At 68.2% G+C, this 23,791-nt stretch carries 22 protein-coding genes; 8 read left to right on the plus strand and 14 right to left on the minus strand.

Annotated elements, in window-relative coordinates:
- Positions 1-5: 5 nt before the first annotated feature.
- The 10 genes from uvrB to rpsA form a co-directional block, all read right to left on the minus strand.
- A complete protein-coding gene (uvrB, locus tag RAC69_RS03525; RefSeq protein ID WP_375085132.1) occupies positions 6-2,078 on the minus strand; it encodes an excinuclease ABC subunit UvrB in 2,073 nt (690 codons plus the stop codon).
- 60 nt (positions 2,079-2,138) lie between these two features.
- Positions 2,139-3,368 carry an MFS transporter gene (locus tag RAC69_RS03530; protein WP_375085133.1) on the minus strand — a complete coding sequence of 410 codons (1,230 nt, stop codon included), beginning with the start codon at positions 3,366-3,368 and terminating at the stop codon, positions 2,139-2,141.
- A complete protein-coding gene (gene coaE, locus RAC69_RS03535) occupies positions 3,365-3,964 on the minus strand; it encodes a dephospho-CoA kinase (RefSeq protein ID WP_375085134.1) in 600 nt (199 codons plus the stop codon). Before coaE ends, RAC69_RS03530 begins: the two co-directional genes overlap by 4 nt.
- A gap of 30 nt (positions 3,965-3,994) precedes the next feature.
- Positions 3,995-4,576 (minus strand): CoA-binding protein, encoded by a 582-nt coding sequence (locus RAC69_RS03540; protein ID WP_375085136.1) that lies wholly within the window; start codon positions 4,574-4,576, stop codon positions 3,995-3,997.
- Positions 4,573-5,877 (minus strand): O-acetylhomoserine aminocarboxypropyltransferase/cysteine synthase family protein, encoded by a 1,305-nt coding sequence (locus RAC69_RS03545; protein ID WP_375085138.1) that lies wholly within the window; start codon positions 5,875-5,877, stop codon positions 4,573-4,575. The genes RAC69_RS03540 and RAC69_RS03545 overlap by 4 nt, the downstream gene beginning before the upstream one ends.
- Positions 5,874-7,880: an acetate--CoA ligase gene (gene acs / locus RAC69_RS03550; protein WP_375085140.1), complete on the minus strand. Its 2,007-nt coding sequence runs from the start codon at positions 7,878-7,880 to the stop codon at positions 5,874-5,876. The genes RAC69_RS03545 and acs overlap by 4 nt, the downstream gene beginning before the upstream one ends.
- Positions 7,877-8,737, minus strand: a complete 861-nt coding sequence (locus RAC69_RS03555) for an ABC transporter permease (RefSeq protein WP_375085142.1) — start codon at positions 8,735-8,737, stop codon at positions 7,877-7,879. The genes acs and RAC69_RS03555 overlap by 4 nt, the downstream gene beginning before the upstream one ends.
- Positions 8,734-9,777 carry an aliphatic sulfonate ABC transporter substrate-binding protein gene (locus RAC69_RS03560; protein WP_375085144.1) on the minus strand — a complete coding sequence of 348 codons (1,044 nt, stop codon included), beginning with the start codon at positions 9,775-9,777 and terminating at the stop codon, positions 8,734-8,736. Before RAC69_RS03560 ends, RAC69_RS03555 begins: the two co-directional genes overlap by 4 nt.
- Entirely contained in the window at positions 9,774-10,628 is an 855-nt protein-coding gene (locus RAC69_RS03565; protein ID WP_375085145.1) for an ABC transporter ATP-binding protein, read from the minus strand. The genes RAC69_RS03560 and RAC69_RS03565 overlap by 4 nt, the downstream gene beginning before the upstream one ends.
- A gap of 152 nt (positions 10,629-10,780) precedes the next feature.
- Positions 10,781-12,235: a 30S ribosomal protein S1 gene (rpsA, locus tag RAC69_RS03570; RefSeq protein ID WP_096715640.1), complete on the minus strand. Its 1,455-nt coding sequence runs from the start codon at positions 12,233-12,235 to the stop codon at positions 10,781-10,783.
- 210 nt (positions 12,236-12,445) lie between these two features.
- Between rpsA and RAC69_RS03575 the strand changes: the two genes are divergently transcribed.
- Positions 12,446-13,384, plus strand: coding sequence for a 5'-3' exonuclease H3TH domain-containing protein (locus RAC69_RS03575; RefSeq protein WP_375085147.1), 939 nt, complete (start codon positions 12,446-12,448; stop codon positions 13,382-13,384).
- Between the two features lie 4 nt (positions 13,385-13,388).
- Here RAC69_RS03575 and RAC69_RS03580 read toward each other — a convergent pair whose 3' ends face one another.
- Entirely contained in the window at positions 13,389-14,375 is a 987-nt protein-coding gene (locus RAC69_RS03580; protein WP_375085149.1) for a PHP domain-containing protein, read from the minus strand.
- An 8-nt stretch (positions 14,376-14,383) separates the two neighbouring features.
- Positions 14,384-15,448 (minus strand): anthranilate phosphoribosyltransferase, encoded by a 1,065-nt coding sequence (gene trpD, locus RAC69_RS03585; protein WP_375085151.1) that lies wholly within the window; start codon positions 15,446-15,448, stop codon positions 14,384-14,386.
- 288 nt (positions 15,449-15,736) lie between these two features.
- Here trpD and RAC69_RS03590 point away from each other — a divergent pair, with 288 nt between their 5' ends.
- From RAC69_RS03590 to RAC69_RS03620, 7 genes are all read left to right on the plus strand, one after another.
- Positions 15,737-16,294, plus strand: coding sequence for a heme-copper oxidase subunit III (locus tag RAC69_RS03590; protein WP_251588899.1), 558 nt, complete (start codon positions 15,737-15,739; stop codon positions 16,292-16,294).
- A gap of 20 nt (positions 16,295-16,314) precedes the next feature.
- The gene (locus tag RAC69_RS03595) at positions 16,315-17,118 is read left to right on the plus strand and encodes a cytochrome c (protein WP_341934097.1); all 804 of its coding nucleotides are present in this window, start codon (positions 16,315-16,317) and stop codon (positions 17,116-17,118) included.
- Between the two features lie 36 nt (positions 17,119-17,154).
- Positions 17,155-18,231 carry a Rieske (2Fe-2S) protein gene (locus RAC69_RS03600; protein WP_341934096.1) on the plus strand — a complete coding sequence of 359 codons (1,077 nt, stop codon included), beginning with the start codon at positions 17,155-17,157 and terminating at the stop codon, positions 18,229-18,231.
- The gene (locus RAC69_RS03605; protein WP_341934095.1) at positions 18,228-20,045 is read left to right on the plus strand and encodes a cytochrome bc complex cytochrome b subunit; all 1,818 of its coding nucleotides are present in this window, start codon (positions 18,228-18,230) and stop codon (positions 20,043-20,045) included. Before RAC69_RS03600 ends, RAC69_RS03605 begins: the two co-directional genes overlap by 4 nt.
- A gap of 74 nt (positions 20,046-20,119) precedes the next feature.
- Positions 20,120-20,533: a Rid family hydrolase gene (locus RAC69_RS03610; RefSeq protein WP_341934094.1), complete on the plus strand. Its 414-nt coding sequence runs from the start codon at positions 20,120-20,122 to the stop codon at positions 20,531-20,533.
- The gene (locus RAC69_RS03615) at positions 20,530-21,033 is read left to right on the plus strand and encodes a GNAT family N-acetyltransferase (RefSeq protein WP_375085154.1); all 504 of its coding nucleotides are present in this window, start codon (positions 20,530-20,532) and stop codon (positions 21,031-21,033) included. Before RAC69_RS03610 ends, RAC69_RS03615 begins: the two co-directional genes overlap by 4 nt.
- A gap of 92 nt (positions 21,034-21,125) precedes the next feature.
- Positions 21,126-21,545, plus strand: a complete 420-nt coding sequence (locus tag RAC69_RS03620) for a rhodanese-like domain-containing protein (RefSeq protein ID WP_375085155.1) — start codon at positions 21,126-21,128, stop codon at positions 21,543-21,545.
- A 74-nt stretch (positions 21,546-21,619) separates the two neighbouring features.
- Here the strand turns inward: RAC69_RS03620 and RAC69_RS03625 are convergent, their stop codons facing one another.
- The gene (locus RAC69_RS03625; protein WP_341934091.1) at positions 21,620-22,054 is read right to left on the minus strand and encodes a cytochrome c oxidase subunit 4; all 435 of its coding nucleotides are present in this window, start codon (positions 22,052-22,054) and stop codon (positions 21,620-21,622) included.
- A gap of 3 nt (positions 22,055-22,057) precedes the next feature.
- Entirely contained in the window at positions 22,058-23,791 is a 1,734-nt protein-coding gene (gene ctaD / locus RAC69_RS03630) for a cytochrome c oxidase subunit I (RefSeq protein WP_186307518.1), read from the minus strand.

Raw genomic sequence — 23,791 nt, forward strand, 5'->3', positions numbered from 1 at the left:
TCCGCTCAGGCGTGCCCGGCACGCTCCATGGCCCGCAGTTCCTTCTTCAGGTCCTGCACCTCGTCGCGCAGACGACCCGCGAGCTCGAACTTGAGCTCGGCGGCGGCGGCGAGCATCTGGTTCGACAGATCCTCGATCGTCGCCTCGAGCTGCTGAGCCCCCTCCGCCGCGATCCCCGTACGACGCAGGTTGGGCGTCGGGGACTTGCCCTTGCCCGAGGCCTTGCCGCGCCCGGCCAGCATGTCGGCCGTGTCTGCGCCCTCTCGGGCCAGGACCTCGGTGATGTCGGCGATGCGCTTGCGCAGCGGCTGCGGATCGATGCCGTGTTCCTTGTTGTAGGCGATCTGCTTGTCGCGACGTCGATCGGTCTCCTCGATGGCCTTGGCCATCGAGTCCGTCATGTTGTCGGCGTACATGTGAACCTCGCCCGACACGTTTCGCGCGGCACGACCGATCGTCTGGATGAGCGACGTGCCCGAGCGCAGGAAGCCCTCCTTGTCGGCGTCGAGGATCGCCACCAGCGACACCTCCGGCAGGTCGAGTCCCTCTCGGAGGAGGTTGATGCCGACCAGCACGTCGTAGACGCCGGCCCGCAGCTCGCTGAGGAGTTCCACGCGGCGCAGGGTGTCGACATCGGAGTGCAGGTAGCGAACCCGCACCCCGTGCTCACCGAGGAAGTCGGTGAGTTCCTCCGCCATCTTCTTCGTCAGTGTCGTGACGAGAACGCGCTCGTCACGTTCGACACGGACCCGGATCTCTTCGAGCAGGTCGTCGATCTGTCCCTTCGAGGGCTTGACGACGATATGCGGATCGATGAGGCCGGTCGGGCGGATGATCTGCTCCACCACCCCGTCGGCGATACCCATCTCGTACTTGCCCGGCGTGGCGGACAGGTACACGGTCTGTCCAACGCGGTTCTTGAACTCATCCCAGCGCAGCGGCCGGTTGTCCATCGCGCTGGGCAGCCGGAACCCGTGGTCGACGAGCGTGCGCTTGCGGGACGCGTCGCCCTCGTACATCGCGCCGATCTGCGGAACCGTGACGTGCGACTCGTCGATCACCAGCAGGAAGTCGTCGGGGAAGAAGTCCAGCAGCGTGTGCGGGGGCTCGCCCGGCATCCGACCGTCCATGTGCCGCGAGTAGTTCTCGATGCCCGAGCAGAAGCCGAGCTGCTGCAGCATCTCGAGGTCGAATGTGGTGCGCATGCGCAGGCGCTGCGCTTCGAGGAGCTTGCCCTGGCGCTCGAACTCGGCCAGACGCTCCTCGAGCTCGTGCTCGATCGTGCCGATGGAGCGCTGGATCACGTCGGTGCCTGCGACGTAGTGGGACGCAGGGAAGATCGGGACGGAGTCGAGCTTCTCGATCACCTCTCCGGTCAGTGGGTGCAGCGAGTAGAGGGCTTCGATCTCGTCGCCGAAGAGCTCGATGCGGATCGCATGCTCCTCATACACCGGGATGATCTCGATCGTGTCGCCGCGCACGCGGAAGTTGCCCCGCGAGAAGTCGACGTCGTTGCGGTTGTACTGCATCGCGATGAACTGCCGGATGAGGGCGTCGCGGTCGTACCGCTCCCCCACCTGCAGCGCGACCATGGCGCGCAGGTACTCCTCCGGCGCACCGAGTCCGTAGATGCACGACACGGTCGAGACGACGACGACGTCTCGCCTGCTCAGCAGAGAGTTGGTCGTCGAGTGGCGGAGTCGCTCGACCTCGGCGTTGATCGACGAGTCCTTCTCGATGAAGGTGTCGGTCTGCGGGACGTACGCCTCCGGTTGGTAGTAGTCGTAGTACGAGACGAAGTACTCGACCGCGTTGTTCGGCATGAGCTCGCGGAACTCGTTCGCCAGCTGTGCCGCGAGGGTCTTGTTGTGAGCGAGGACGAGCGTCGGACGCTGCACCTGCTCGACGAGCCAGGCCGTCGTCGCCGACTTGCCCGTACCGGTGGCGCCCAGCAGCACGATGTCGGTCTCGCCGGCGTTGATGCGCGAGGCGAGCTCCGCGATCGCCTGGGGCTGGTCGCCGGCCGGGGCGTACTCGCTGATGACCTCGAACGGGCGGACGCTACGGGTGGTCTGCATACATCAAGCGTAGGCCGGGCCACCGACATCGGGGTCGCGGCGGGCAGTCTGCCCCTCCGCTCAGGCCGCGTCGGCGAAGGGCCGTGCTCCCGGCGTCCCCCGCAGTGCCACGGACGCGAGTACGGCGGCGACCGCGCAGAGCCCGACGACGGCGACGACGAACCACGTCCAGTCGGCCGAGCCGAAGACGACGCCGAGCGCCCAGCCGAACAGACTCGACCCCGCGTAGTAGCCGAAATAGTACAGCGAGGATGCCTGTGCGCGAGTCTCCCGACCGGCCGCGACGGGCGCCCAGCCCGATGCGACGGCATGCGCGGCGAAGAACCCGGCGGTGAACAGCAGGAGACCGATCAGGACGACCCAGGCGACCCCCGCCAGCATGGTCAGAGCACCGGCCGCCATCAGCGCCGTTGCGCCGAGCAGCACCGGATACCGCCCGATCCGCGAGGCCAGCGCGCCCGCCCACGGCGACGAGACGGTGCCGGCGAGATAGGCGAGGAACAGCAGCGTCACGAGCCACGCCGGCAGCGCGAACGGCGGAGCAGCGAGGTGGAAGCCGAGGTAGTTGTAGACCGCCACGAAGGCGCCCATGAGCAGGAAGCCCTGGGCGTAGAGCGCGAGCTGAGCCCCTGATCGCAGCGGCGTCACCAATCGAGCCAGGACTCCTGTGACGTCCCCTCCCGCCCGGAGCCGACCCGGCACGAACCCCTGCGCCCTCGGAGTGAGCCAGAGGAACAGGACGGCGGCGACGACGCAGACGGCGGCGACGGTCCACAGCCCCGCTCGCCAGCCCGCCGGCTCGCCGACGATCCCCGACAGCACTCGTCCCACCAGCCCGCCCACGGTCGTGCCTGCGATGTAACTGCCGGCGGCGGCCGCCGCACTGCGCGCCGTGACCTCCTCACTCAGGAACGCCAGAGCGACCGCGGGGATGGCTCCCAGCGCGATGCCCTCCAGCAGCCTCAGCAGGAGCAGCATCTCGAGAGCGGAGCTCAGCGGGGCGAGCAGTCCGAACACGGTCGCGGCGATCACACCGATCGCCATGGCCTGCACCCGGCCGACGCGGTCGGCGACGAGCGACCACGGGATCACCGCAGCGGCGAGCCCCAGCGTCGCCGCCGAGACCGTGAGCGCCGCGGTCGCCGGCGACACCTCGAGGTCGGCCGCGAGCTGCGGCAGCACGGCCTGCGGAGAGTACAGCTGGGCGAAGGTCGCGATCCCCGCGAAGAACAGCCCGACGATCAGCCGGCGATAGGAGGACGAGCCTGGTGCGTGGCCGGTGAAGCTCACCGCGCGCGGATCCGCTGCCAGAGCTCATCCGTCTGCGCGACGGTTTCCTCCAGCGTCCCGGAGGTGTCGATCACCTCGTCCGCGATCGCCAGCCGTCGCTCGTCCGACACCTGGGCGTCGATGCGGTCCTGGGCTGCTCCGCGCTCCATGCCTCGGAGTTCGATGAGTCGCTCGAGACGGACGTCCGCGGGGGCGTGGGCGACGACGATCAGGTCCCAGGGGTCGTCGACCCTGGCCTCGACGAGGAGCGGCACGTCGTAGACGACGACCCCGTCGGGCTCCCGGGCGGATGCCGCGTCGAACCGCCGTTGGGACTCGGCGCGCACGGCGGGGTGCACGATGGCGTTGAGCCGCGCGAGCAGGTCGGCATCCGCGAAGACCCGGGCACCGAGCGCCGCTCGGTCGAGCGAGCCGTCCGGAGTGATGACCTCGCCTCCGAAGACCTCGGCGATCTCCCTCAGCACCGGGCTCCCCGGTGCCTGCACGTCGCGGACGATCTGATCCGCGTCGACGATCGTCGCGCCGAGCTCCGCGAGCCTGCGGGCGATGGTCGACTTGCCCGAGGCGATGCCGCCGGTCAGCGCGATGAGAGGCATGCCGCCAGTCTAGGCTTCGCTGGTCGACGCTCAGCGCGACAGCAGCTGCCGTCGCGAGCTGATGACCCCGGTGTCGAAGCCGGCGAGATGGAGCCCGCCGTGGAACCGCGCGTGCTCGATCTTGACGCAGCGGTCCATCACGACGGAGAGACTCGCGCTCTGCGCCAGCGCCGCGGCATCCTCGTTCCACGATCCCAGCTGCAGCCACAGCGCCTTCGCGCCGACGTCGATCGCCTCCTGGGCGACGCCGGGAAGGTCTTCGTGACGGCGGAAGACGTCGACGAGGTCGGGCACGACGGGCAGGTCGGCGAGAGATGCGTACACCGGCTGCCCGAGGATCTCCTTCTCCCTCGGATTGACCAGGTAGACGTCGTACGGCGTGCTCGAGAGGAGGTAGGTGGCGACGAAGTACGACGCGCGGGCGGGGTTGTTCGACGCGCCGACGATCGCGATGGACCTCGTGCGGCGGAGGATCGCGAACCGCTCCTGCTGTCCGGGGCCGATCCAGGTGCGCCCCGCGACCTCCGGCGCGGCGCCGGGCAGCGCGCAGGCCGCCGCGTCCTGCGGGGCGGGAACGGCGCAGCTGTCGCCCGCCGGCGTCGTGTCGCTCATCGGTTCTCCCCCGTCGCGATGGTGAGGGCCTGGTCCAGGTCCCAGATGATGTCGTCGGCGTCTTCGAGGCCGACCGAGATGCGGATGAGGTCCGAGCGCACGCCCGCCCCGACCAGCTGCTCGTCGGTCAGCTGTCGGTGCGTCGTTGATGCGGGGTGGATCACGAGGGTCCTCGCGTCTCCGATGTTTGCGAGGTGCGAGGCGAGCTGCAGGTTCTCGATGAGCCTCTCCCCCGCGACGCGGCCGTCGTCGGCCTTGACGCCGAAGGCGAAGACCGACCCAGGGCCGAGCGGCAGGTACTTCGCGGCCCGCTCGTGGTGCGGATGCTCCTCGAGCCCCGCCCAGGTCACGTAGGCGACCCGCGGGTCGGCGGCGAGCCATTCCGCGACGACCCTCGCGTTCGCGAGATGGGCGTCGATACGTTGCGGCAGGGTCTCGATGCCCTGCAGCAGATTGAACGCGGCCTGCGGGCTCAACGCCGGGCCGATGTCGCGGAGCTGCTCGGTGCGCAGCTTCGTCAGGAACCCGTACTCCCCGAAGTTGTCCCACCACTTGATGCCGCCGTACGAGGCGACAGGCTCGGTCATCTGCGGGAAGCGGCCGTTCCCCCAGTCGAACGTGCCCTTCTCGATCACGATGCCGCCGAGGGTCGTGCCATGCCCGCCCAGGAACTTCGTGACCGAGTGGATGACGATGTCGGCGCCGTGCTCGAGCGGACGCGCGAGGTACGGCGTGGCCAGGGTCGCGTCGACGACGAGCGGGACGCCCGCCGCATGGGCGACCTCGGCGAGCCCCTCGATGTCGGCGATCTCGCCGGAGGGGTTGCCGATCATCTCGACGTACACGACCTTGGTCTCCGGGCGGATGGCGGCCGCATAGTCCGCGGGATCGGTCGAGGCTACGAACGTCGTGTCGACGCCGAAGCGGCGCAGGGTCACGTCGAGCTGCGTCACCGTGCCGCCGTACAGCTGGGCCGCCGCGACGACGTGATCGCCCGCACCGACGAGCGCGGCGAACGTGATGAACTCGGCGCTCATGCCGGATGCCGTCGCGACGGCGCCGATCCCGCCCTCGAGCGAGGCGAGTCGTTCCTCCAGCGCGGCGACCGTGGGGTTGCCGATGCGCGAGTAGATGTTCCCGTACTTCTGCAGGGCGAAGAGATTGCCCGCGTCGGCCGCGTCGTCGAACACGAACGACGTGGTCTGGTAGATCGGCACGGCGCGCGCACCGGTCGACGCGTCGGGCGTGCCTCCGGCGTGGAGCGCTCTGGTGCGGAATCCGAAACGGTGTTCTTCCGTCATGCTGTCCTCAGTTCGGCGTTCGCGAGCACGGCGGCGATGTCGTCGACGGCCCAGGGGTTCTGCAGAGAAGTCGCGTCGCCGAGCGGCGACGCCTCGCGGCCCGCTCGTCGGTCCTGCTCGGCCTCCCAGAGCTGTGCGAGGAGGCGACGCATGATCTTGCCGGAGCGGGTCTTGGGCAGGTCGGACACCACGACCACGTGCTTGGGCTTGGCGACCGGCCCGATGGCGCGCGCCACCTCGCCGCGGAGCTCGACCGGCGAGACCTCGGACCGGCCGGACGGAGTCACGAAGGCGACGACGGCCTGTCCGGTCACGGGGTCGGAGACGCCGGCGGTGCCCGCCTCCCCCACGGTGTCGTGGGCGACGAGGGCCGACTCGATCTCGATCGTGGAGAGGCGGTGTCCCGAGACGTTCACGACGTCGTCGAGGCGTCCGAGGATCCAGATGTAGCCGTCGGCGTCACGCGTGGCCCCGTCGCCGGCGACGTAGAACCCGCCCCATTCGCCGTGCCCGGCATACGCCGCCCAGTAGGCGGACCGGTACCGCGCGGGGTCGCCCCACACGGTCCTGGCCATACCGGGCCAGGGGCGGCGCACCACCAGGGTGCCCGAGCGGCCGGGTTCGATCTCGACGCCGAGCTCGTCGACGACGGTCGCGTCGATGCCAGGAAGCGGAACGGACGCCGAGCCGGGCTTGAGCGTGGTCGCACCGGGAAGCGGAGCGATCATGGCCGCTCCCGTCTCCGACTGCCACCAGGTGTCGACCACCGGCAGCTCGTCGCGTCCGAAGTTGCGACGGAACCAGACCCAGGCCTCGGGGTTGATCGCCTCGCCCACCGTGCCGAGCAGTCGCAGGGTCGAGAGGTCGTGCCCCTGCGGGAGGTCGGCGCCGAACCAGGTCATGAAGGTCCGGATGAGCGTGGGAGCCGTGTAGTAGACGGTGACGCCGTAGCGCTTGATGATCTCGAGATGGCGCTCACGATCCGGGGTGTCCGGAGTGCCCTCGTAGATGACCTGGGTGAGTCCGTTGGACAGCGGTCCGTAGATCTCGTACGTGTGGGCCGTCACCCATGCGAGATCGGCCGTGCACCAGTGCACGTCGTCCGGCTTGGCGTCGAAGTGCGCCCAGTGCGCCCAGCTCGCGTGGGTCAGGTAGCCGCCCGACGTGTGCACGAGGCCCTTCGGCTTACCGGTCGTGCCCGAGGTGTAGATGATGAAGAGCGGATGCTCGGAGTCGAACGCCTCGGCTGCATGATCGCTCGACGCGGTGTCGACCACGTCGTGCCACCACACGTCGCGGCCGTCGGTCCACGGCACGTCCTGTCCGGTGCGCCGCAGGACGAGGACGTGCTCGAGGTCGGGGAGGTCGGCGGCCGCGGTGTCCGCGGTGGACTTGACCTCCGTCGCCGTGCCGCGTCGGAACTGTCCGTCGCTCGTGACGAGGAGCTTGGCCCCGGTGTCGGCGAGGCGGAACCGCACGGCCTCGGCGGAGAACCCTCCGAAGACGAGGGAGTGCACGGCGCCGATGCGAGCGCACGCGAGGGTGATGACGATGGTCTCGACGAGGACCGGCAGGTAGATGACCACGCGGTCACCGGCCTGGATGCCGAGGGAGATGAGCGCGTTGGCGGCCCGCGCCACCCGGCGCTGGAGGTCGGCGTAGGTCACCGCGGTGCGGTCACCCGGCTCGCCCTCGAAGTGCAGAGCGACCTTGTCGCCCCGTCCTGCGTCGACGTGCCGGTCGACGCAGTTGTAGGCGACGTTGAGTCGTCCACCCGTGAACCACCGCGCGGAGGGTCCCGCTTCCGCCGTGGGCGGCTGCCAGTCGAGAGGCGCGTCCCAGGCGCGGACCCACTCCAGGCGGCGCGCAGCCCGTTCCCAGAACGCGAGCGGATCGGTCTCCGCCTCGGCATAGGCCTCGGCCGTCACGTTCGCGGCGGCGACGACGCGGGCCGACGGCGGGTAGGTCCGCTGCTCGACCAGTCGCGCCTCGTCCACGGTCATGCCCACCGTCGCAGCAGGTACTTCTCGGCGAGTGCGAGCACGCCGTTCGTGATCGTCCCGAGCAGCGCGAGCAGGATGATCGACAGGATGATCCGGTCGACCCGCCCGTTGCTCTGCGAGTCGGTGAGGAGGAACCCCAGCCCCATCGACGAGGCGATGAGCTCCGCTGCGACGAGGAAGAGCCAGGCCTGAGCGAGCGCCAGGCGGAGACCGGCGACGACGGAGGGCACGACGGCGGGGAGCTGCACGGTCCGGAACAGCGACCATCCCCGGAGGCTGAACGACCGGCCGGCCTCGACGAGCTGCGGATCCACGTGTCGGAGAGCCGAGGCGACCGTCGTGTACACGGGGAAGAACGCGCCGATCGCGATCAGGGTGACCTTCGACGACTCGCCGATCTGCATCCACAGGATCAGCAGCGGCACCCAGGCCAGGGAAGGCACCGCGCGGATGGCGGCGAGCGTCGGGCTGAGCAGGATGTCGCCGAGCCGTGACAGCCCGACGATGCCTGCGGCTGCGAGGCCGATGACCGAGCCGATCGCGAATCCCAGGAGTACTCGCTGCACGGAGATCGCGATGTGCGTGGCGAGGGCGCCGCCTTCGGCGAGCTCGGCGCCCGCGGCGAACACGGATGCCGGCGTGGGCAGGCGGTAGGGCTCGACCAGTCCGTTGGTCGTTGTGATCTGCCACGCCGCGATGATCAGGATCGGCAGCAGCAGTCCCCCCGCGATGCGCACCACCGGGCGGTCCCATCCGCGGCGGGCTCGCCGCGGGGAGGGGCGGCACTGCCCCTTCGCCGCATCGAGCGCGTCGCGTGCGTCTGCGGGCACGACCACGCGCTGGTCGAGGTCGGTCACTCTCCGCCGACCGCCTTCTTGGCGAAGGTGTCGTTGACGAGGGAGTCGAGCGCCTTGTCGACGGACTCCTTGCCGCCCTGCACATCGCCCGAGTCCACCAGCACCGGAGCGATCTTCTCGAGAACCGCGATCTGATCGTCGCCGGGGACGCCGCTCACGTCGAGGTTCGAGCGCTCCTCGATCACGGTCGTCGCGACGGCGGGATCGATGCCCGCGACCTCGGCGAGCAGTGCGGCGGTCTCCTCGGGGTTCTCCAGCGCCCACTCGCGGGCCTGCTCGTACGCGTCGACGACGGCTTGCGCCAGGTCCGCGTGATTCTCGATGAAGTCCTCGGTGGCGTTCAGGAAGCCGTAGGAGTTGAAGTCGACGTTGCGGTAGATCAGCTTGTCGCCGGATTCGACCTCGGCGGCGGCCATGATGGGATCGAGTCCCGACCACGCGGCCACCGATCCGCCGTCCAGGGCTGCGCGCCCGTCGGCGTGCTGCAGGTTCTGCACCTCGACGTCGTCGATCGACAGCCCCGCCTCTTCGAGCGCCTGCAGGAGGAAGAAGTAGGGGTCGGTGCCCTTGGTCGCCGCGACGGACTTGCCCGCGAGATCCCCGACCGAGGTGATGTCGCTGTCGGGTCCGACGACGATCGCCGCCCACTCCGGCTGCGAGTAGATGTCGATGACCTGGATGGGAGAGCCGTTGGCACGAGCGAGCAGGGCGGCCGAGCCCGCGGTCGATCCGACGTCGATCGATCCGGAGCGCAGCAGCTCGTTGGCCTTGTTCGATCCGGCGGACTGCACCCACTCGACGGTGACCTCGTCTCCGAGGATCTCCTCGAGCAGCCCCTGGTCCTTCACCACGAGGCTGAGCGGGTTGTACGTGGCGAAGTCGAGGGAGATCGTGTCGGACGACCATTCGCCGGATGCGGCGGTGTCGGCCTCCGCGGTGTCGGCGGGGGCGTCCTCCCCTGCGACGCAGCCCGTGGCCACGAGCATCATCGTGCCGGCGATCGCGATCGCAGGGATGATTCGGCGGGTGATGGTGCTCATCGGTTCTCCTCGGGGGACGTGCGGTGGTGGGTGTCGACGCCGAGTCCTTCGAGGAGCTCGGCGCGGAGGTCTGCGAGACCGCGGTCGGCGCGGTCGCGTGGCCGTGCGCCCGGCACGGACACCGTGCGCGCGATCGAGGGCGCCGCGGCATCCGTGTCACCCGTGAGGGTGCGCAGCAGCAGCACGCGATCGGCGAGGTAGAGCGCCTCCTCGACGTCGTGCGTGACGAGGAGGACCGTGGTCGGCTCGGCGGCGTGGATCTTCAGGAGCAGGTCGTGCATCCGCAGCCTGGTGAGGGCGTCGAGGGCGCCGAAGGGCTCGTCGAGCAGCAGCACGCCGGGGTTCCGCGCCAGAGCGCGCGCGAGGGAGGCACGCTGGGCCATTCCTCCCGACACCTCGCGCGGGCGTTGCCCTGCCGCGTGCTCGAGGCCGACGAGGTGCAGCAGCTCTTCGACGCGTTCGCGGCCCTCACGCCGGGGCGTCCGTCGAGGGAGTCCGAGTTCGACGTTCTGGGCGAGGGTCCGCCACGGCAGCAGCCGCGGCTCCTGGAAGGCGACTGCGGTGCGCTCGTCGGCGTCGGCGACGGCCGCGCCGCCGAGCTCGATCCGGCCGCGGCTCGGAGCATCCAGACCGCCGATCAGTCGGAGAAGAGTGGACTTGCCACAGCCCGAAGGGCCGACGACGGCGACGATCTCACCGGCTGCGACGTCGAGGGTGACCCCGCGCAATACCTCTCTCGTCCCGTGACCGAGCGGGAACGCGCGCTCGACGGCGTCCAGCTGCACGGATGCCGCGGCGCCGGGCGCCCCCGGAGCGCGCGACGATGCGGGCGCGTTCAGGAGGGAGGTCATGACTTCATGGTGTCCGAGACCGGTCGCCTGTCACGAACCGCGTCGTAATGTTCGGTCACGCAAGGCCGACATCGGTGCCGACGACGTACCCGAAGACGCGGAACGGGCCGCCACTCCGAAGAGTGACGGCCCGTTCCGGTGAGAGCTGATGCTCAGGAGTTGCCGCCCGAGAGCTTCTCGCGCAGTGCTGCGAGAGCCTCGTCGTCCGCGAGCGTGCCCGCACCGGCGGCCTCGCTCGAGAAGGACTGACCACCGAAGTCGTCGCCCGCCGCAGCCTCGGCCTCGGCCGCCTTCGCGACCTGAGCCTTGTGCGCCTCCCAGCGAGCCTGGGCTGCAGCGTACTCCTGCTCCCATGCCTCGCGCTGGGCGTCGAAGCCTTCCTTCCAGGCACCCGTCTCGGCGTCGAAGCCCTCCGGGTACTTGTACTCGCCGTTCTCGTCGTACTCCGCGACCATGCCGTACAGGGCCGGGTCGAACTCGGTGCCGTTGGGGTCGACCGACTCGTTGGCCTGCTTCAGCGACAGCGAGATGCGACGACGCTCGAGGTCGATGTCGATGACCTTGACGAAGACCTCTTCGCCGACCGACACGACCTGCTCGGCGAGCTCGACGTGCTTGCTCGAGAGCTCCGAGATGTGCACGAGGCCCTCGATGCCGTCCGCGACGCGCACGAATGCACCGAACGGAACGAGCTTGGTGACCTTACCCGGCGTGACCTGACCGATCGCGTGGGTGCGGGCGAAGACCTGCCACGGGTCCTCCTGCGTCGCCTTCAGCGAGAGGGAGACGCGCTCGCGGTCGAGGTCGACCTCGAGGATCTCGACGGTGACCTCCTGGCCCACCTCGACGACCTCGGAGGCGTGCTCGATGTGCTTCCAGGAGAGCTCGGAGACGTGCACGAGACCGTCGACGCCGCCGAGGTCGACGAACGCACCGAAGTTGACGATCGACGAGACGACGCCCTTGCGGACCTGGCCCTTGTGCAGGTTGTTGAGGAACGTGGTGCGCGACTCGGACTGCGTCTGCTCGAGCAGGGCGCGGCGCGAGAGCACGACGTTGTTGCGGTTCTTGTCGAGCTCGAGGATCTTGGCCTCGATCTCCTGGCCGAGGTACGGCGTGAGGTCGCGGACGCGGCGCAGCTCGATGAGCGACGCAGGCAGGAAGCCGCGGAGGCCGATGTCGACGATGAGTCCACCCTTGACGACCTCGATGACCGTACCGGTGACGACGCCGTCGTTCTCCTTGATCTTCTCGACGTCTCCCCAGGCGCGCTCGTACTGCGCACGCTTCTTGGAGAGGATCAGGCGGCCTTCCTTGTCCTCCTTCTGGAGAACGAGAGCCTCGACCTCGTCGCCGACCTTGACGACCTCGTTGGGGTCGACGTCGTGCTTGATGGAGAGCTCGCGCGAGGGGATGACACCCTCGGTCTTGTAGCCGACGTCGAGAAGAACCTCATCGCGGTCGATCTTGACGATCGTGCCCTCGATGATGTCGCCGTCGTTGAAGAACTTCAGGGTCTTCTCGACCGCGGCCAGGAAGTCCTCAGCAGATCCGATGTCGTTGATGGCGACCTGCTTGGTGGCCGGGGCGGTCGTTGCGGTAGTCATGTAGTGGGTTGTCCTTGTTGAATGGGAACTCGGGCCGGAAGCTGCGACCGCGCACGGTCATGCTGCATGCTTCTCAGCGGTTGGATTGTGATTTCTGTCACGAGGGCATGCGAGACACGCCACGAGTGACAGTTCAGACTATCAGACCGGGAGCCCGACCGCTTCCCCCGAATACCTGTCGGCTGGCGACTCCCCTGCCAGACTGTTCCCATGCCAGATCGCGCCGACAAGCTGCTCCTGCTCGACACCGCCAGCCTCTACTTCCGCGCCTTCTACGGCGTGCCGGACAAGGTGACCGCCCCGGACGGGTCGCCGATCAACGCGGCGCGCGGTCTGCTCGACATCATCGCCAAGCTCGTCACGCTGTACGAGCCGACGCATGTGGTCGCGTGCTGGGACGACGACTGGCGCCCGCAGTGGCGCGTCGACCTCATCCCGAGTTACAAAGCTCACCGCGTGGTCGAAGTCGTCCCGGCGGGTCCGGACGTCGAAGAAGTGCCCGATCCGCTCGAAGCGCAGATCCCCCTGATCCGCGAGACGCTCGCGGCCTTGCGCGTCCCGATCATCGGCGTCGCCGAGCACGAGGCGGACGACGTGATCGGCACCCTGGCCACCCACGCGACGATGCCGGTCGACATCGTGACGGGCGATCGCGACCTCTTCCAGCTCGTCGATGACGAGCGCGACGTCCGTGTCGTCTACACGGCGCGGGGCATGAGCAACCTGGAGATCGTGACGGATGCCGTCGTCGTCGCCAAGTATGGAGTGCTGCCCACGCAGTACGCGGATTTCGCGACCATGCGCGGCGATGCCTCGGACGGGCTCCCCGGGGTCGCCGGAGTGGGCGAGAAGACCGCGGCGACCCTGCTCAAGGAGCACGGAGACCTCGCCGGCATCCGCGCTGCCGCCGAGGCGGGAGAGGGCATGAGCGCCGGTGTGCGGGCGAAGGTGCTCGCGGCCTCCGCCTACCTCGACGTCGCTCCGACCGTGGTCGAGGTGGCGAAGGATCTCGAGATCACCGCACCGACCGAGCCGCTCCTCCCCCTCGGACCCGACGAGGTCGACGCCGCCCTGGCCCTGGCCGAGAGGTGGAACCTCGGCGGCTCGATGGCGCGAGCCATCGCCGCCGTCGGCACGACCGCCGGCTGAGGGATCAACCCGCCCAGGCGAGCAGGCGCTCGAGTCCCCAGGTCGTGATGATCCGGGACGCGGGGATCCCGGCGCGCTCCGCGCGCTGCGCCCCGTGGTCGAGGAGCGAGAGCTGCCCCGGCGCGTGCGCATCGGAGTCGATCGAGAACAGGCACCCCGCCTCCAGCGCGATCGCGATGAGCTCGTCCGGGGGATCCTGACGCTCGGGCCGGGAGTTGATCTCGACCGCCACACCGTTCTCCGCGCACGCGGCGAACACCGCCTCGGCATCGAACTGCGACTGCGGACGCGTCCCTCGATCCCCCTGCACGAGACGACCGGTGCAGTGTCCGAGGACGTTCACGCGAGGGTGCGCGACGGCCGCGAGCATGCGCGCGGTCATGGGCCGCGCGTCCATCCTGAGCTTCGAGTGCACGGACGCGACGACGATGTCGAGTTCCGCGAGGAGGTCGTCCTCCTGGTCCAGGGCGCCGTCCTCGAGGATGTCGACCTCGATGCCGGCGAGCAGGGTGAAGCCGTCGCCCGATTCCGCGCGCACCTGGGGGATCTGCTCGCGCAGCCGCTCTGCGGACAGCCCCCGGGCGACCCTCAGGCGCGGGGAGTGATCGGTGATCGCCTGATACTCGTGGCCGAGTGCACGAGCGGCTGCCGCCATCACCGCGATCGGAGTCGTCCCGTCCGACCATTCCGTGTGGGCGTGCAGGTCGCCGCGCAGCCGGGAGCGGAGCTCGGACGCGATCTCCGGCTCGACCTCGCCGCGCAGTTCGACGAGATAGTCGGGCACCTCCCCCGCCTGCGCCTGACGGATGACCGAGAACGTCGACTCGCCGATCCCCTTCGCCGCGCGCAGTCGCGTCGGGTCCGACCGCACGTCCTCCGGGAGCTGCTGCAGGGTCGCGGCCGCCTGCCGGAAGGCCTTGGCCCGGTACCGCGACGCCCGTTCGCGCTCGAGCAGCGAGGCGATCTCGAGAAGTGCGGCAATCGGATCCATGGCTGCTCCTAGGCGGTGGCCAGCTCCCGGCTGACGCCGATCCACTGGTCGAGCTTCGCGGCTGCCCGGCCGTCGTCGACCGCGGCGGCGGCCTTCTCGTAGCCGGCCCTAAGTCGTTCGACGATCGGGAGCGTGGCCTGCGCGGGGTCCTGCGAGAGCTCGAAGGCGACGATCCCGGCCGCGGCGTTGAGCAGCACGATGTCACGAACGGGCCCCTGCTCCCCTGCGAGGGTGCGACGCAGGATCTCGGCATTGTGCGCCGGCGTGCCGCCGATGAGGTCGGAGAGGTCGGCGAGCGGGATGCCGAGATCGCGCGGGTCCAGGTCATGCTCATGGATGTCGCCGCGGGTGACCTCCCAGATGCGGCTGTGCCCGGTCGTGGTCAGCTCGTCGAGGCCGTCATCGCCGCGGAACACGAGCGCCGTCGCACCGCGGGTGCGGAAGACTCCGGTGATGAGGGGAACGCGCTCCATCTGCGCCACGCCGACGGCGTTGGCCTCGGCGCGAGCGGGGTTGCAGAGCGGACCGAGCATGTTGAACACCGTCGGCACGCCGAGCTCCGCACGCACACCGCCCGCATGCTTGAACCCCGGGTGGAAGGCACCAGCCCACGCGAACGTGATGCCCGTGCGGTCGAGGATCGACGACACGGCGGCCGGGTCCAGCGTCAGCTCGAGACCCAGAGCGCTCAGCACATCTGAGGACCCGGATGCCGAGCTCGCCGCCCGGTTCCCGTGCTTCACCACGGGGATGCCTGCAGAGCCGATGATGATGGCCGCCGTTGTCGACACGTTGACCGTGCCGACACGATCGCCTCCCGTTCCGACGATGTCGAGCACGTTCGGAGACACCGGCAGCGGCACCGCCGCTTCGAGGATCGCGTCGCGGAAGCCGACGATCTCGTCGATGGTCTCGCCCTTCGCGCGGAGGGCGACGAGGAAGCCGGCCAGCTGCGCCTCCGTGACATCGCCGCGCATGATCTGACGCATGGCCCACGTGGACTCCCAGACACTGAGATCGCGGCGCTCCAGGAGAGTGGTGAGCACGTCGGACCAGGTCAGCGTTTCAGGCATGTCAGCGATCCTATCGGCGGGATCGGACGGCTCGAATCGATCTCCGAGCGGCGGCGCGGACGTGGCATCCCCTGTTTCCCGGGGATTCACCGAGGATTCGCAGTGTTTTCTTAGGGTGCCCTAAGTCATTGAAGGGCGATCGGAAGGGTCCCGGTGCGAGAATCATGCCCGCGGATCGGCCATAATGGAAGGGTGACGACCTCAGCGACGTATGCCCCGGCGGCGAGAACCATCAAGCGGCCCAACCCGGTAGCTGTCGGCACCATTGTGTGGCTCGGCAGCGAGGTGATGTTCTTCGCGGGACTCTTCGCGATCTACTTCACCCTCCGCAGCACCTCACCCGAGCTGTGGGCCGACCGCACCGAACTCCTGAACGTGCCGTTCGCCTTCGTGAACACGGCCATCCTGGTGCTCTCATCCTTCACCTGCCAGATGGGTGTCTTCGCTGCTGAGGACCTGCAGCCGTACCGTCTCCCCAAGGGTCAGAAGAACGGTGCCGGTCGTCGCCGCCTGTTCGGCTGGGGCATGGTCGAGTGGTTCTTCCTCACCTTCGCACTCGGCGCGATCTTCGTGTCGGGTCAGGTCTGGGAGTACGCGCAGCTCGTCGCCGAGGGCATGCCGATCAGCGCCGACTCCTACGCATCGGCGTTCTACATCACCACGGGCTTCCACGCCCTGCACGTCACCGGCGGTCTCATCGCGTTCCTGCTCGTCATCGGACGCGCCTACGCCGTCAAGAACTTCCGGCACAAGGAGGCGACCTCCTCGATCGTGGTGTCCTACTACTGGCACTTCGTCGATGTCGTCTGGATCGTGCTGTTCGTCGTTATCTACTTCCTGAAATAAGAGCGGAGCTGATCCCCGAGATGGCACGAGAGAAGAAGCGCCGTTCTAACGGTCGCCGCAGCCCACTGGCAGCAGCGGCCCTCATCGGAGCAGGCCTCATGATCACCGGCGCCGTGTACGCCGGAGCATCCGCGGCGTTCGCCGCAACCGACACCCAGACCGCCGCGTCGAGCACGCTGACGGTGGAGGACGGCGAGAAGCTGTTCCAGGCGAACTGCGCCACCTGCCACGGCCTCGACCTGCAGGGCACGCCCAACGGGCCGAGTCTCTACGGCGTCGGCGAACTGGCCGTCGAGTTCCAGATGTCCACCGGTCGCATGCCGCTGCAGATGCAGGGCCCGCAGGCTCCGCAGAAGCACCCGCAGTTCACCGAGGACCAGATCCTCGCGATCTCGTCCTACGTGCAGGAGACGGCTCCCGGCCCCACCTTCCCGAAGGACGAGATCCTCGACGGAGAGGGCGATGTGGCGCACGGCGCCGAGCTCTTCCGCGTCAACTGCGCCATGTGCCACAACGTGGCAGCCGCGGGCGGCGCGCTCACCGAGGGCAAGTACGCCCCCGCACTGACCGAGACCAGCGCGCTGCACATCTACGCCGCCATGGTCACCGGTCCCCAGAACATGCCCGTCTTCGGTGACATGAACCTGTCCGACGAGGACAAGCGCGACATCATCTCGGCTCTGCTCTTCCAGCAGCAGTCGGTGCAGGTCGGCGGCTTCTCGCTGGGCTCGCTCGGTCCTGTGTCCGAGGGCTTGTTCGCCTGGATCTTCGGAATCGGCGCGCTCGTCGCCATCACCGTGTGGATCACGGCGAAGTCCAACTGACGCTTATTCATCGAAGAGGAACGTACGAGGAGCACCATGGCACACGACGACGACTCACAGGCTCTTGACAGGGCCTACCAGCCCTCTCCGGGGCTGGGCGTCGCAGTCAGCGACCCTGTGCAGAACCCGGGGCTGCCGCCGCACCGCGAGCGGATGACCGACAAGGATCCGCGCGTCGAGAAGACCGCCGAGCGGACCGTCTACACGCTGTTCTACCTGTCGCTCGCCGGAAGCATCTGGGCCGTCGCGGCCTACATGCTCTTCCCGATCGAGAGCGGCGCTCTCATCGACATCCGTCAGAACAACCTCTTCATCGGCCTCGGCATCGCCCTGGCGCTCCTCGCCCTCGGCATCGGCGCGATCCACTGGTCGAAGGCGCTGATGAGCGACAAGGAGCACATCGAGCACCGCCACCCCACCCGGGGCAAGGACTCGACCCGCGAGGCAACGATCCAGGCGTTCGCCGCGGCGAACGAGGAGTCCGGCTTCGGACGCCGCACGATGATCCGCAACTCGCTGTTCGCGGCGATCGTCGCGTCGATCATCCCCGGCGTCACGCTCTTCCGCGGTCTCGCGCCGCACAGCACGCCCGACGACCCCACCGCCGGTGACCCCGTCGCGCTGCTCAAGCACACGATGTGGGAGAAGGGCGCGCGCCTGGTCCGCGACCCCGACGGCACCCCGATCCGCGCGGCGGACGTCACCCTCGGATCCGCCTTCCACGTCATCCCGGAGGAGCTCGCGACGCTGAGCCACCACGACGGGTACCTCGAGGAGAAGGCCAAGGCCATCGTCCTCATGATGCGTCTCCGTCCGGAGCAGCTCATCGAGGCCGAGGACCGCAAGGACTGGTCGTACGACGGCATCGTCGCGTACTCGAAGGTCTGCACGCACGTCGGCTGCCCGGTCGCCCTGTACGAGCAGCAGACGCATCACCTCCTCTGCCCCTGCCACCAGTCGCAGTTCGACGTCACGGATCACGCCAAGGTCATCTTCGGCCCGGCCGCACGTCCGCTGCCGCAGCTGCCCATCACCGTCGACGACGAGGGCTACCTCGTCGCACGCAGTGACTTCACCGAGCCCGTCGGCCCGAGCTTCTGGGAGCGCCATTGAGCACCGCAACGCTGTCCAAAGAGGACAAGGACACCAAGGCGCCTCTCGGCGGCCGCTTCGTCGGCGCCGCGTCGAACTACCTCGACGAGCGCACCAGCCTCTCCGGCATGGTCAAGGAGCTCGGTCGCAAGATCTTCCCCGACCACTGGTCGTTCATGCTGGGCGAGATCGCGCTGTGGAGCTTCGTCGTCGTGTTCCTCTCCGGAACCTTCCTGACGTTCTTCTTCCAGGCGTCGATGGTCGAGACGCACTACACCGGCGCGTACGCCCCGATGCGCGGCATCGAGATGTCGGCGGCCCTCGAGTCCTCGCTGCACATCTCGTTCGACCTCCGCGGCGGTCTGCTGGTCCGTCAGATCCACCACTGGGCCGCTCTCGTGTTCATCGCCGGCATCGGCGTGCACATGCTGCGCGTGTTCTTCACCGGCGCGTTCCGCAAGCCGCGTGAGCTCAACTGGGTCATCGGTTTCGTCCTCTTCATCCTCGCGATGGCCGAGGGCTTCACGGGCTACTCGCTCCCCGACGACCTGCTGTCGGGTAACGGCCTCCGCATCATCGACGGCATGATCAAGGGTCTCCCTCTGATCGGCACGTGGACCTCGTTCCTCCTCTTCGGCGGCGAGTTCCCCGGCACCGACATCGTCGGACGCCTGTACACCCTGCACATCCTGCTGCTCCCGATGATCGTCATCGCGCTCATCGGCCTGCACCTGATGCTCATGATCATCAACAAGCACACGCAGTTCGCGGGCCCCGGCCGCACGAACGACAACGTCGTCGGCTACCCGATGATGCCGGTGTACATGTCGAAGATGGGCGGCTTCCTGTTCATCGTCTTCGGCGCCATCGTGCTGATCGCGACGTTCTTCCAGATCAACCCGATCTGGAACTACGGTCCGTACGACCCGTCTCCCGTGTCTGCAGGTACGCAGCCCGACTGGTACATCGGATTCGCCGACGGCGCGCTGCGTCTGGCTCCCTCGAACTGGGACATCGTGTTCCTCGACCACACCTGGTCGTTCGGCATCCTCGCGCCCGTCGCGGTCCTCGGTCTCTTCATCGTCGTCGTCGCCATCTACCCCTTCATCGAGGCGTGGATCACCGGCGACAAGCGCGAGCACCACATCGCCCAGCGTCCCCGCAACGCCGCTACGCGCACCGCCATCGGCGTCGCCGGCGTCGTGTTCTACGCGGTCCTGTGGGCTGCGGCATCCTCCGACCTCATCGCGACGCACTTCATGCTCACGATGGAGGGTGTCATCCACACGCTGCAGGCGATGCTCTTCCTCGGCCCGATCCTCGCCTACTTCGTCACCAAGCGCATCGCACTCGCGCTGCAGAAGAAGGACCGCGAGATCGTGCTCCATGGATTCGAGTCGGGACGCATCGTGCGCCTTCCCGGCGGCGAGTTCATCGAGGTCCACGAGCCCGTCGACAAGTACGACCGCTGGAAGCTCATCGACGTCGACGGCTACGAGCCCCTCGTCGTGCGCCCCAACGAAAAGGGTCGTATCCCGTGGAGCGAGAACCTGCGGTCCTCGATCTCCCGCTGGTTCTTCGAGGACCGTCTGGCACCGCTCACGCAGGCCGAGGTCGAGGCCGCAGATGCGCACCAGCACCACGTCACCGCTCAGAACGAGGAGACCGAGCTGGCGGAGATCCAGGGCGCTCACGAGCGCGCAGGATTCCCCGACGCACCGCTCACGGTCGAGGAGAACCACGTCGACGAGACGGCGAACACTCCGAGCACCGTAATCGCGACGGATCCCCCCAAGCACCCTCGTGACAAGAAGTCGGAGGAGGACGCGGAATAATCCTCCGCTCCCCCACCAGGGCCCTGTCCGTTCGCGGACAGGGCCCTTTCATATGCGCGTGGGAGGATCGTCGCATGAGCTCCGTCGTCCGTCTCATCCGCTCCGACTCTCTCGCCGCGGCTCCGTACGCGTACGCGGCCACCGCCCCGGCAGACGCTCGCCTCATCTTCCTGGCCGGCGCGTGTCCGCTCGCCGACGACGGGACGACGGTCGCGCCCGGCGACTACGCCGCCCAGGCCGCGCGCTGTGTGGAGACCCTGCAGCACGCTCTCGACGCCAGCGGCGCCCACCTGACCGATGTCGTCAGCACTCGGGTCCTGGTGGCCTCAACCGAGCAGCGGGACCTCGTCGCCGCCTGGGATGTGATCCATGCCGCCTTCGGCGCCCACGACGTGCCCAGCACGCTCCTCGGGGTGACCGTGCTCGGCTATGACGATCAGCTCGTCGAGATCGAAGCGATCGCGGCCGTGCCCGGAGACCTGCGATGACGACGACGATCCGGGAGGCACGTGCCGAGGATGCCGAGGTCGTCCAGACGATCGAGGCCGTCGCCGACACACTCCTCGTCGAAGCGCTCGGCGCACCCGAATGGCCGCCGCCCGCGGACGGGACCGAGCGCATCGGACAGCCGGGGTACGTTCTCCTCCTCGAGGAGAACGCGGACTCCTCCCCCGTCGGCTTCGTGCACGTGCTGGATGCCGACGGCGCCGCTCACCTGGAACAGCTGTCGGTTCTGCCCGAGCACGGACGCCGCGGCCACGGACGGCGTCTCGTCGAGGCGGCGCTGGAAGAGGCTCGCTGCCGCGGGTACTCCCGCATGACGCTCCGCACGTACGCGGAGATCCCCTGGAACGGCCCGTTCTATGCCTCGTGCGGATTCAAGGAGAGCATTCCTGAATCCGGATTCCACCGGCAGCTCGTCGAGACGGAGACGGACCTCGGACTGGAACGGTACGGTCGGCGGCTGCAGATGACGATCCTGCTCTGATTGCGACGCTGCCGGCAACTCGGGCGCGATTCGCATGCACGATCGTCCGGAAACGAGCGGCGCGCTGCATCACCCGTCTCTAGGCTGTGACCATGATGGATCGAGCCGCCTACTATGCCACGAAACTCGCCGCGGAGACGGACGCGAGCGATGCCTATGCCGCGCAGCAGCGCGGAGAGCGCGTCGTCATCGTCGATGTCCGATCGGACGAGGCCTGGGCCAAGGGACGCGTGGCCGGGGCAGTGCATATGCACTACAGCGAGATCGCCGCTCGTGCACCCCAGGAGGTCGCGAAGGATGCCACCGTGATCGTCTACTGCTGGAGCCCTGGATGCAACGCGGGCGCCAAGGGAGCATCGGAGTTCGCAGCGCTCGGCTACGACGTCAAGGAGATGATCGGCGGGTTCGAGTACTGGGTGCGCGAGGGGTATCCCGTGGAGGATGCCGATGGCGTCCACCGGCGACCGGTCGACCCTCTCACCGGAGTCGCTCGCATCCGCACCCGCACCTGACGCACCCCTCGTACCCTGTCGTGGACAGCAGAAGGGCCCCGAGGATCACTCCTCGGGGCCCTTCTGGGTGATACTCAGCGGGCGAAGTTGCCGCGGTAGTACTCGTAGACCCAGCCGACGATCGCGACCACGAAGATCGCCAGGCCGATCGGGAGCAGGAAGTGTCCGACTGCGAGGCCGACCACGAAGACTCCGGCCGAGGCCGCGAGCACGAGAGGCCACCAGGACCACGGGCTGAACTCGCCGAGCTCGGGGTCGCCGTCATCGATGTCGCTCGTCAGGATGTCTTCGGGGAGCTCACCCTTCTGCGCCTTGTGCGTGCGGTCGAGGTAGAACGCCACCATCGCACCCATGAAGGCGGCGAAGAACAGCGCCACGGTACCGACCCATTCGATGCGCATGGCGAAGTTGTCGGACGGCGTCGCAAGGATGTGCCAGCCGGTGTACACCACACCCATCAGCGCGAAGAACGCGGTGAGGATCCACCAGAGAATGACGTTGTCGCGCATGGGTCAGTGGCCCTCTCGCTCGCCGGGGGCGGTGGTAGCGAACTCGGCTGCCTCCGGGTGGTTCAGATCGAATGCGGGCCGCTCGCTGCGGATACGCGGGATCGAGGTGAAGTTGTGACGCGGCGGCGGGCAGGACGTCGCCCACTCGAGCGATGCGCCGTAGCCCCACGGGTCGTTGACCGTGACCTTCGGCGCCTTGCGGGCCGTGATCCAGACGTTGAGGAAGAACGGCAGCATGGACGCACCGAGGATGATCGCACCGATCGTCGAGACCTGGTTGCCCCAGGTCCAGCCGTCGGCCTCGGAGTAGTCCGCGTAGCGACGCACCATGCCGTCGACGCCCAGCCAGTGCTGGATGAGGAAGGTCATGTGGAAGCCGATGAACAGCATCCAGAAGTGCACGTAGCCGAGACGCTCGTTCAGCATGCGGCCGGTCCACTTGGGCCACCAGAAGTAGAAGCCCGAGAACATCGCGAAGACGACGGTACCGAACACCACGTAGTGGAAGTGGGCGACGACGAAGTACGAGTCGCTGAGGTGGAAGTCGAGCGGCGGGGCCGCGAGGATCACACCGGTCAGACCGCCGAAGACGAACGACACGAGGAAGCCGAGGGCGAAGACCATCGGGGTCTCGAAGGTCACGGACCCTCGCCAGAGCGTGCCGATCCAGTTGAAGATCTTCACACCCGTCGGAACCGCGATGAGCATCGTCATGAGCGCGAAGAACGGCAGCAGGACCGAGCCGGTCACGTACATGTGGTGCGCCCACACGGCGACAGAGAGGGCAGCGATCGCGATGGTCGCGTAGACCAGCGTCTTGTATCCGAAGATCGGCTTGCGGCTGAAGACCGGGAAGACCTCGGACACGATGCCGAAGAACGGCAGCGCGATGATGTAGACCTCAGGGTGACCGAAGAACCAGAACAGGTGCTGCCAGAGGAGCACGCCGCCGTTCTGCGGGTCGTAGATGTGGGCGCCGAGCACACGGTCTGCCCCGGCGGCGAAGATCGCGGCGGCGAGCACAGGGAACGCCATGAGGATCAGCAGGCTCGTGATGAGGGTGTTCCACGAGAAGATCGGCATGCGCCACATCGTCATACCCGGCGCGCGCATCGTGATGATGGTGGTGATGAAGTTCACCGCGCCGAGGATGGTTCCGAAGCCCGAGATGCCGAGTCCCAGCATCCAGAGGTTGCCACCCGCGCCGGGCGAGAACGAAGCGCTCGCGAGAGGCTGGTAGGCGAACCAGCCGAACGACGCCGCACCCTGCGGGGTGAGGAAGCCGGCGACGGCGATGGTCGAGCCGAAGAGGAAGAGCCAGAACGCGAACGCGTTGAGACGCGGGAACGCGACGTCGGGCGCGCCGATCTGCAGGGGCAGGATGGCGTTCGCGAAGCCTGCGAACAGCGGCGTCGCGAACATGAGCAGCATGATCGTGCCGTGCATCGTGAACAGCTGGTTGTACTGCTCCTTCGTCGGCACGATCTGCATGCCCGGCGCGAAGAGTTCAGCACGGATGACGAGCGCCATCACGCCGCCGAGGAGGAAGAACAGCACCGAGGCGATGAGGTACATGTACCCGATCGTCTTGTGGTCGGTGGAGGTGATCCACTTGACGACGATGTTGCCCTTCTGCTCGACGCGCGACGAGCTCATCAGAGCGGCCTGACGCGCGGGCAGAGTGGTGGGACGGGAGCGAGGGGCCTCGTCGGTGCGGGGTGCTTCAGTGGTCGACAT

It is taken from the genome of Microbacterium sp. LS_15 (assembly GCF_041954735.1).
In the GTDB taxonomy this organism is placed as follows: Bacteria; Actinomycetota; Actinomycetes; order Actinomycetales; family Microbacteriaceae; genus Microbacterium.

Coding starts and splice junctions, on each gene's coding strand:
- uvrB (WP_375085132.1), bottom strand. CDS start 2,078: ATGCAGACCACCCGTAGCGTCCGCCCGTTCGAGGTCATCAGCGAGTAC.
- coaE (WP_375085134.1), bottom strand. CDS start 3,964: ATGCCTCTCATCGCGCTGACCGGCGGCATCGCCTCGGGCAAGTCGACC.
- RAC69_RS03540 (WP_375085136.1), bottom strand. CDS start 4,576: ATGAGCGACACGACGCCGGCGGGCGACAGCTGCGCCGTTCCCGCCCCG.
- RAC69_RS03545 (WP_375085138.1), bottom strand. CDS start 5,877: ATGACGGAAGAACACCGTTTCGGATTCCGCACCAGAGCGCTCCACGCC.
- acs (WP_375085140.1), bottom strand. CDS start 7,880: ATGACCGTGGACGAGGCGCGACTGGTCGAGCAGCGGACCTACCCGCCG.
- RAC69_RS03560 (WP_375085144.1), bottom strand. CDS start 9,777: ATGAGCACCATCACCCGCCGAATCATCCCTGCGATCGCGATCGCCGGC.
- RAC69_RS03565 (WP_375085145.1), bottom strand. CDS start 10,628: ATGACCTCCCTCCTGAACGCGCCCGCATCGTCGCGCGCTCCGGGGGCG.
- rpsA (WP_096715640.1), bottom strand. CDS start 12,235: ATGACTACCGCAACGACCGCCCCGGCCACCAAGCAGGTCGCCATCAAC.
- RAC69_RS03575 (WP_375085147.1), top strand. CDS start 12,446: ATGCCAGATCGCGCCGACAAGCTGCTCCTGCTCGACACCGCCAGCCTC.
- RAC69_RS03580 (WP_375085149.1), bottom strand. CDS start 14,375: ATGGATCCGATTGCCGCACTTCTCGAGATCGCCTCGCTGCTCGAGCGC.
- trpD (WP_375085151.1), bottom strand. CDS start 15,448: ATGCCTGAAACGCTGACCTGGTCCGACGTGCTCACCACTCTCCTGGAG.
- RAC69_RS03590 (WP_251588899.1), top strand. CDS start 15,737: ATGTTCTTCGCGGGACTCTTCGCGATCTACTTCACCCTCCGCAGCACC.
- RAC69_RS03595 (WP_341934097.1), top strand. CDS start 16,315: ATGGCACGAGAGAAGAAGCGCCGTTCTAACGGTCGCCGCAGCCCACTG.
- RAC69_RS03600 (WP_341934096.1), top strand. CDS start 17,155: ATGGCACACGACGACGACTCACAGGCTCTTGACAGGGCCTACCAGCCC.
- RAC69_RS03610 (WP_341934094.1), top strand. CDS start 20,120: ATGAGCTCCGTCGTCCGTCTCATCCGCTCCGACTCTCTCGCCGCGGCT.
- RAC69_RS03615 (WP_375085154.1), top strand. CDS start 20,530: ATGACGACGACGATCCGGGAGGCACGTGCCGAGGATGCCGAGGTCGTC.
- RAC69_RS03620 (WP_375085155.1), top strand. CDS start 21,126: ATGATGGATCGAGCCGCCTACTATGCCACGAAACTCGCCGCGGAGACG.
- RAC69_RS03625 (WP_341934091.1), bottom strand. CDS start 22,054: ATGCGCGACAACGTCATTCTCTGGTGGATCCTCACCGCGTTCTTCGCG.
- ctaD (WP_186307518.1), bottom strand. CDS start 23,791: ATGTCGACCACTGAAGCACCCCGCACCGACGAGGCCCCTCGCTCCCGT.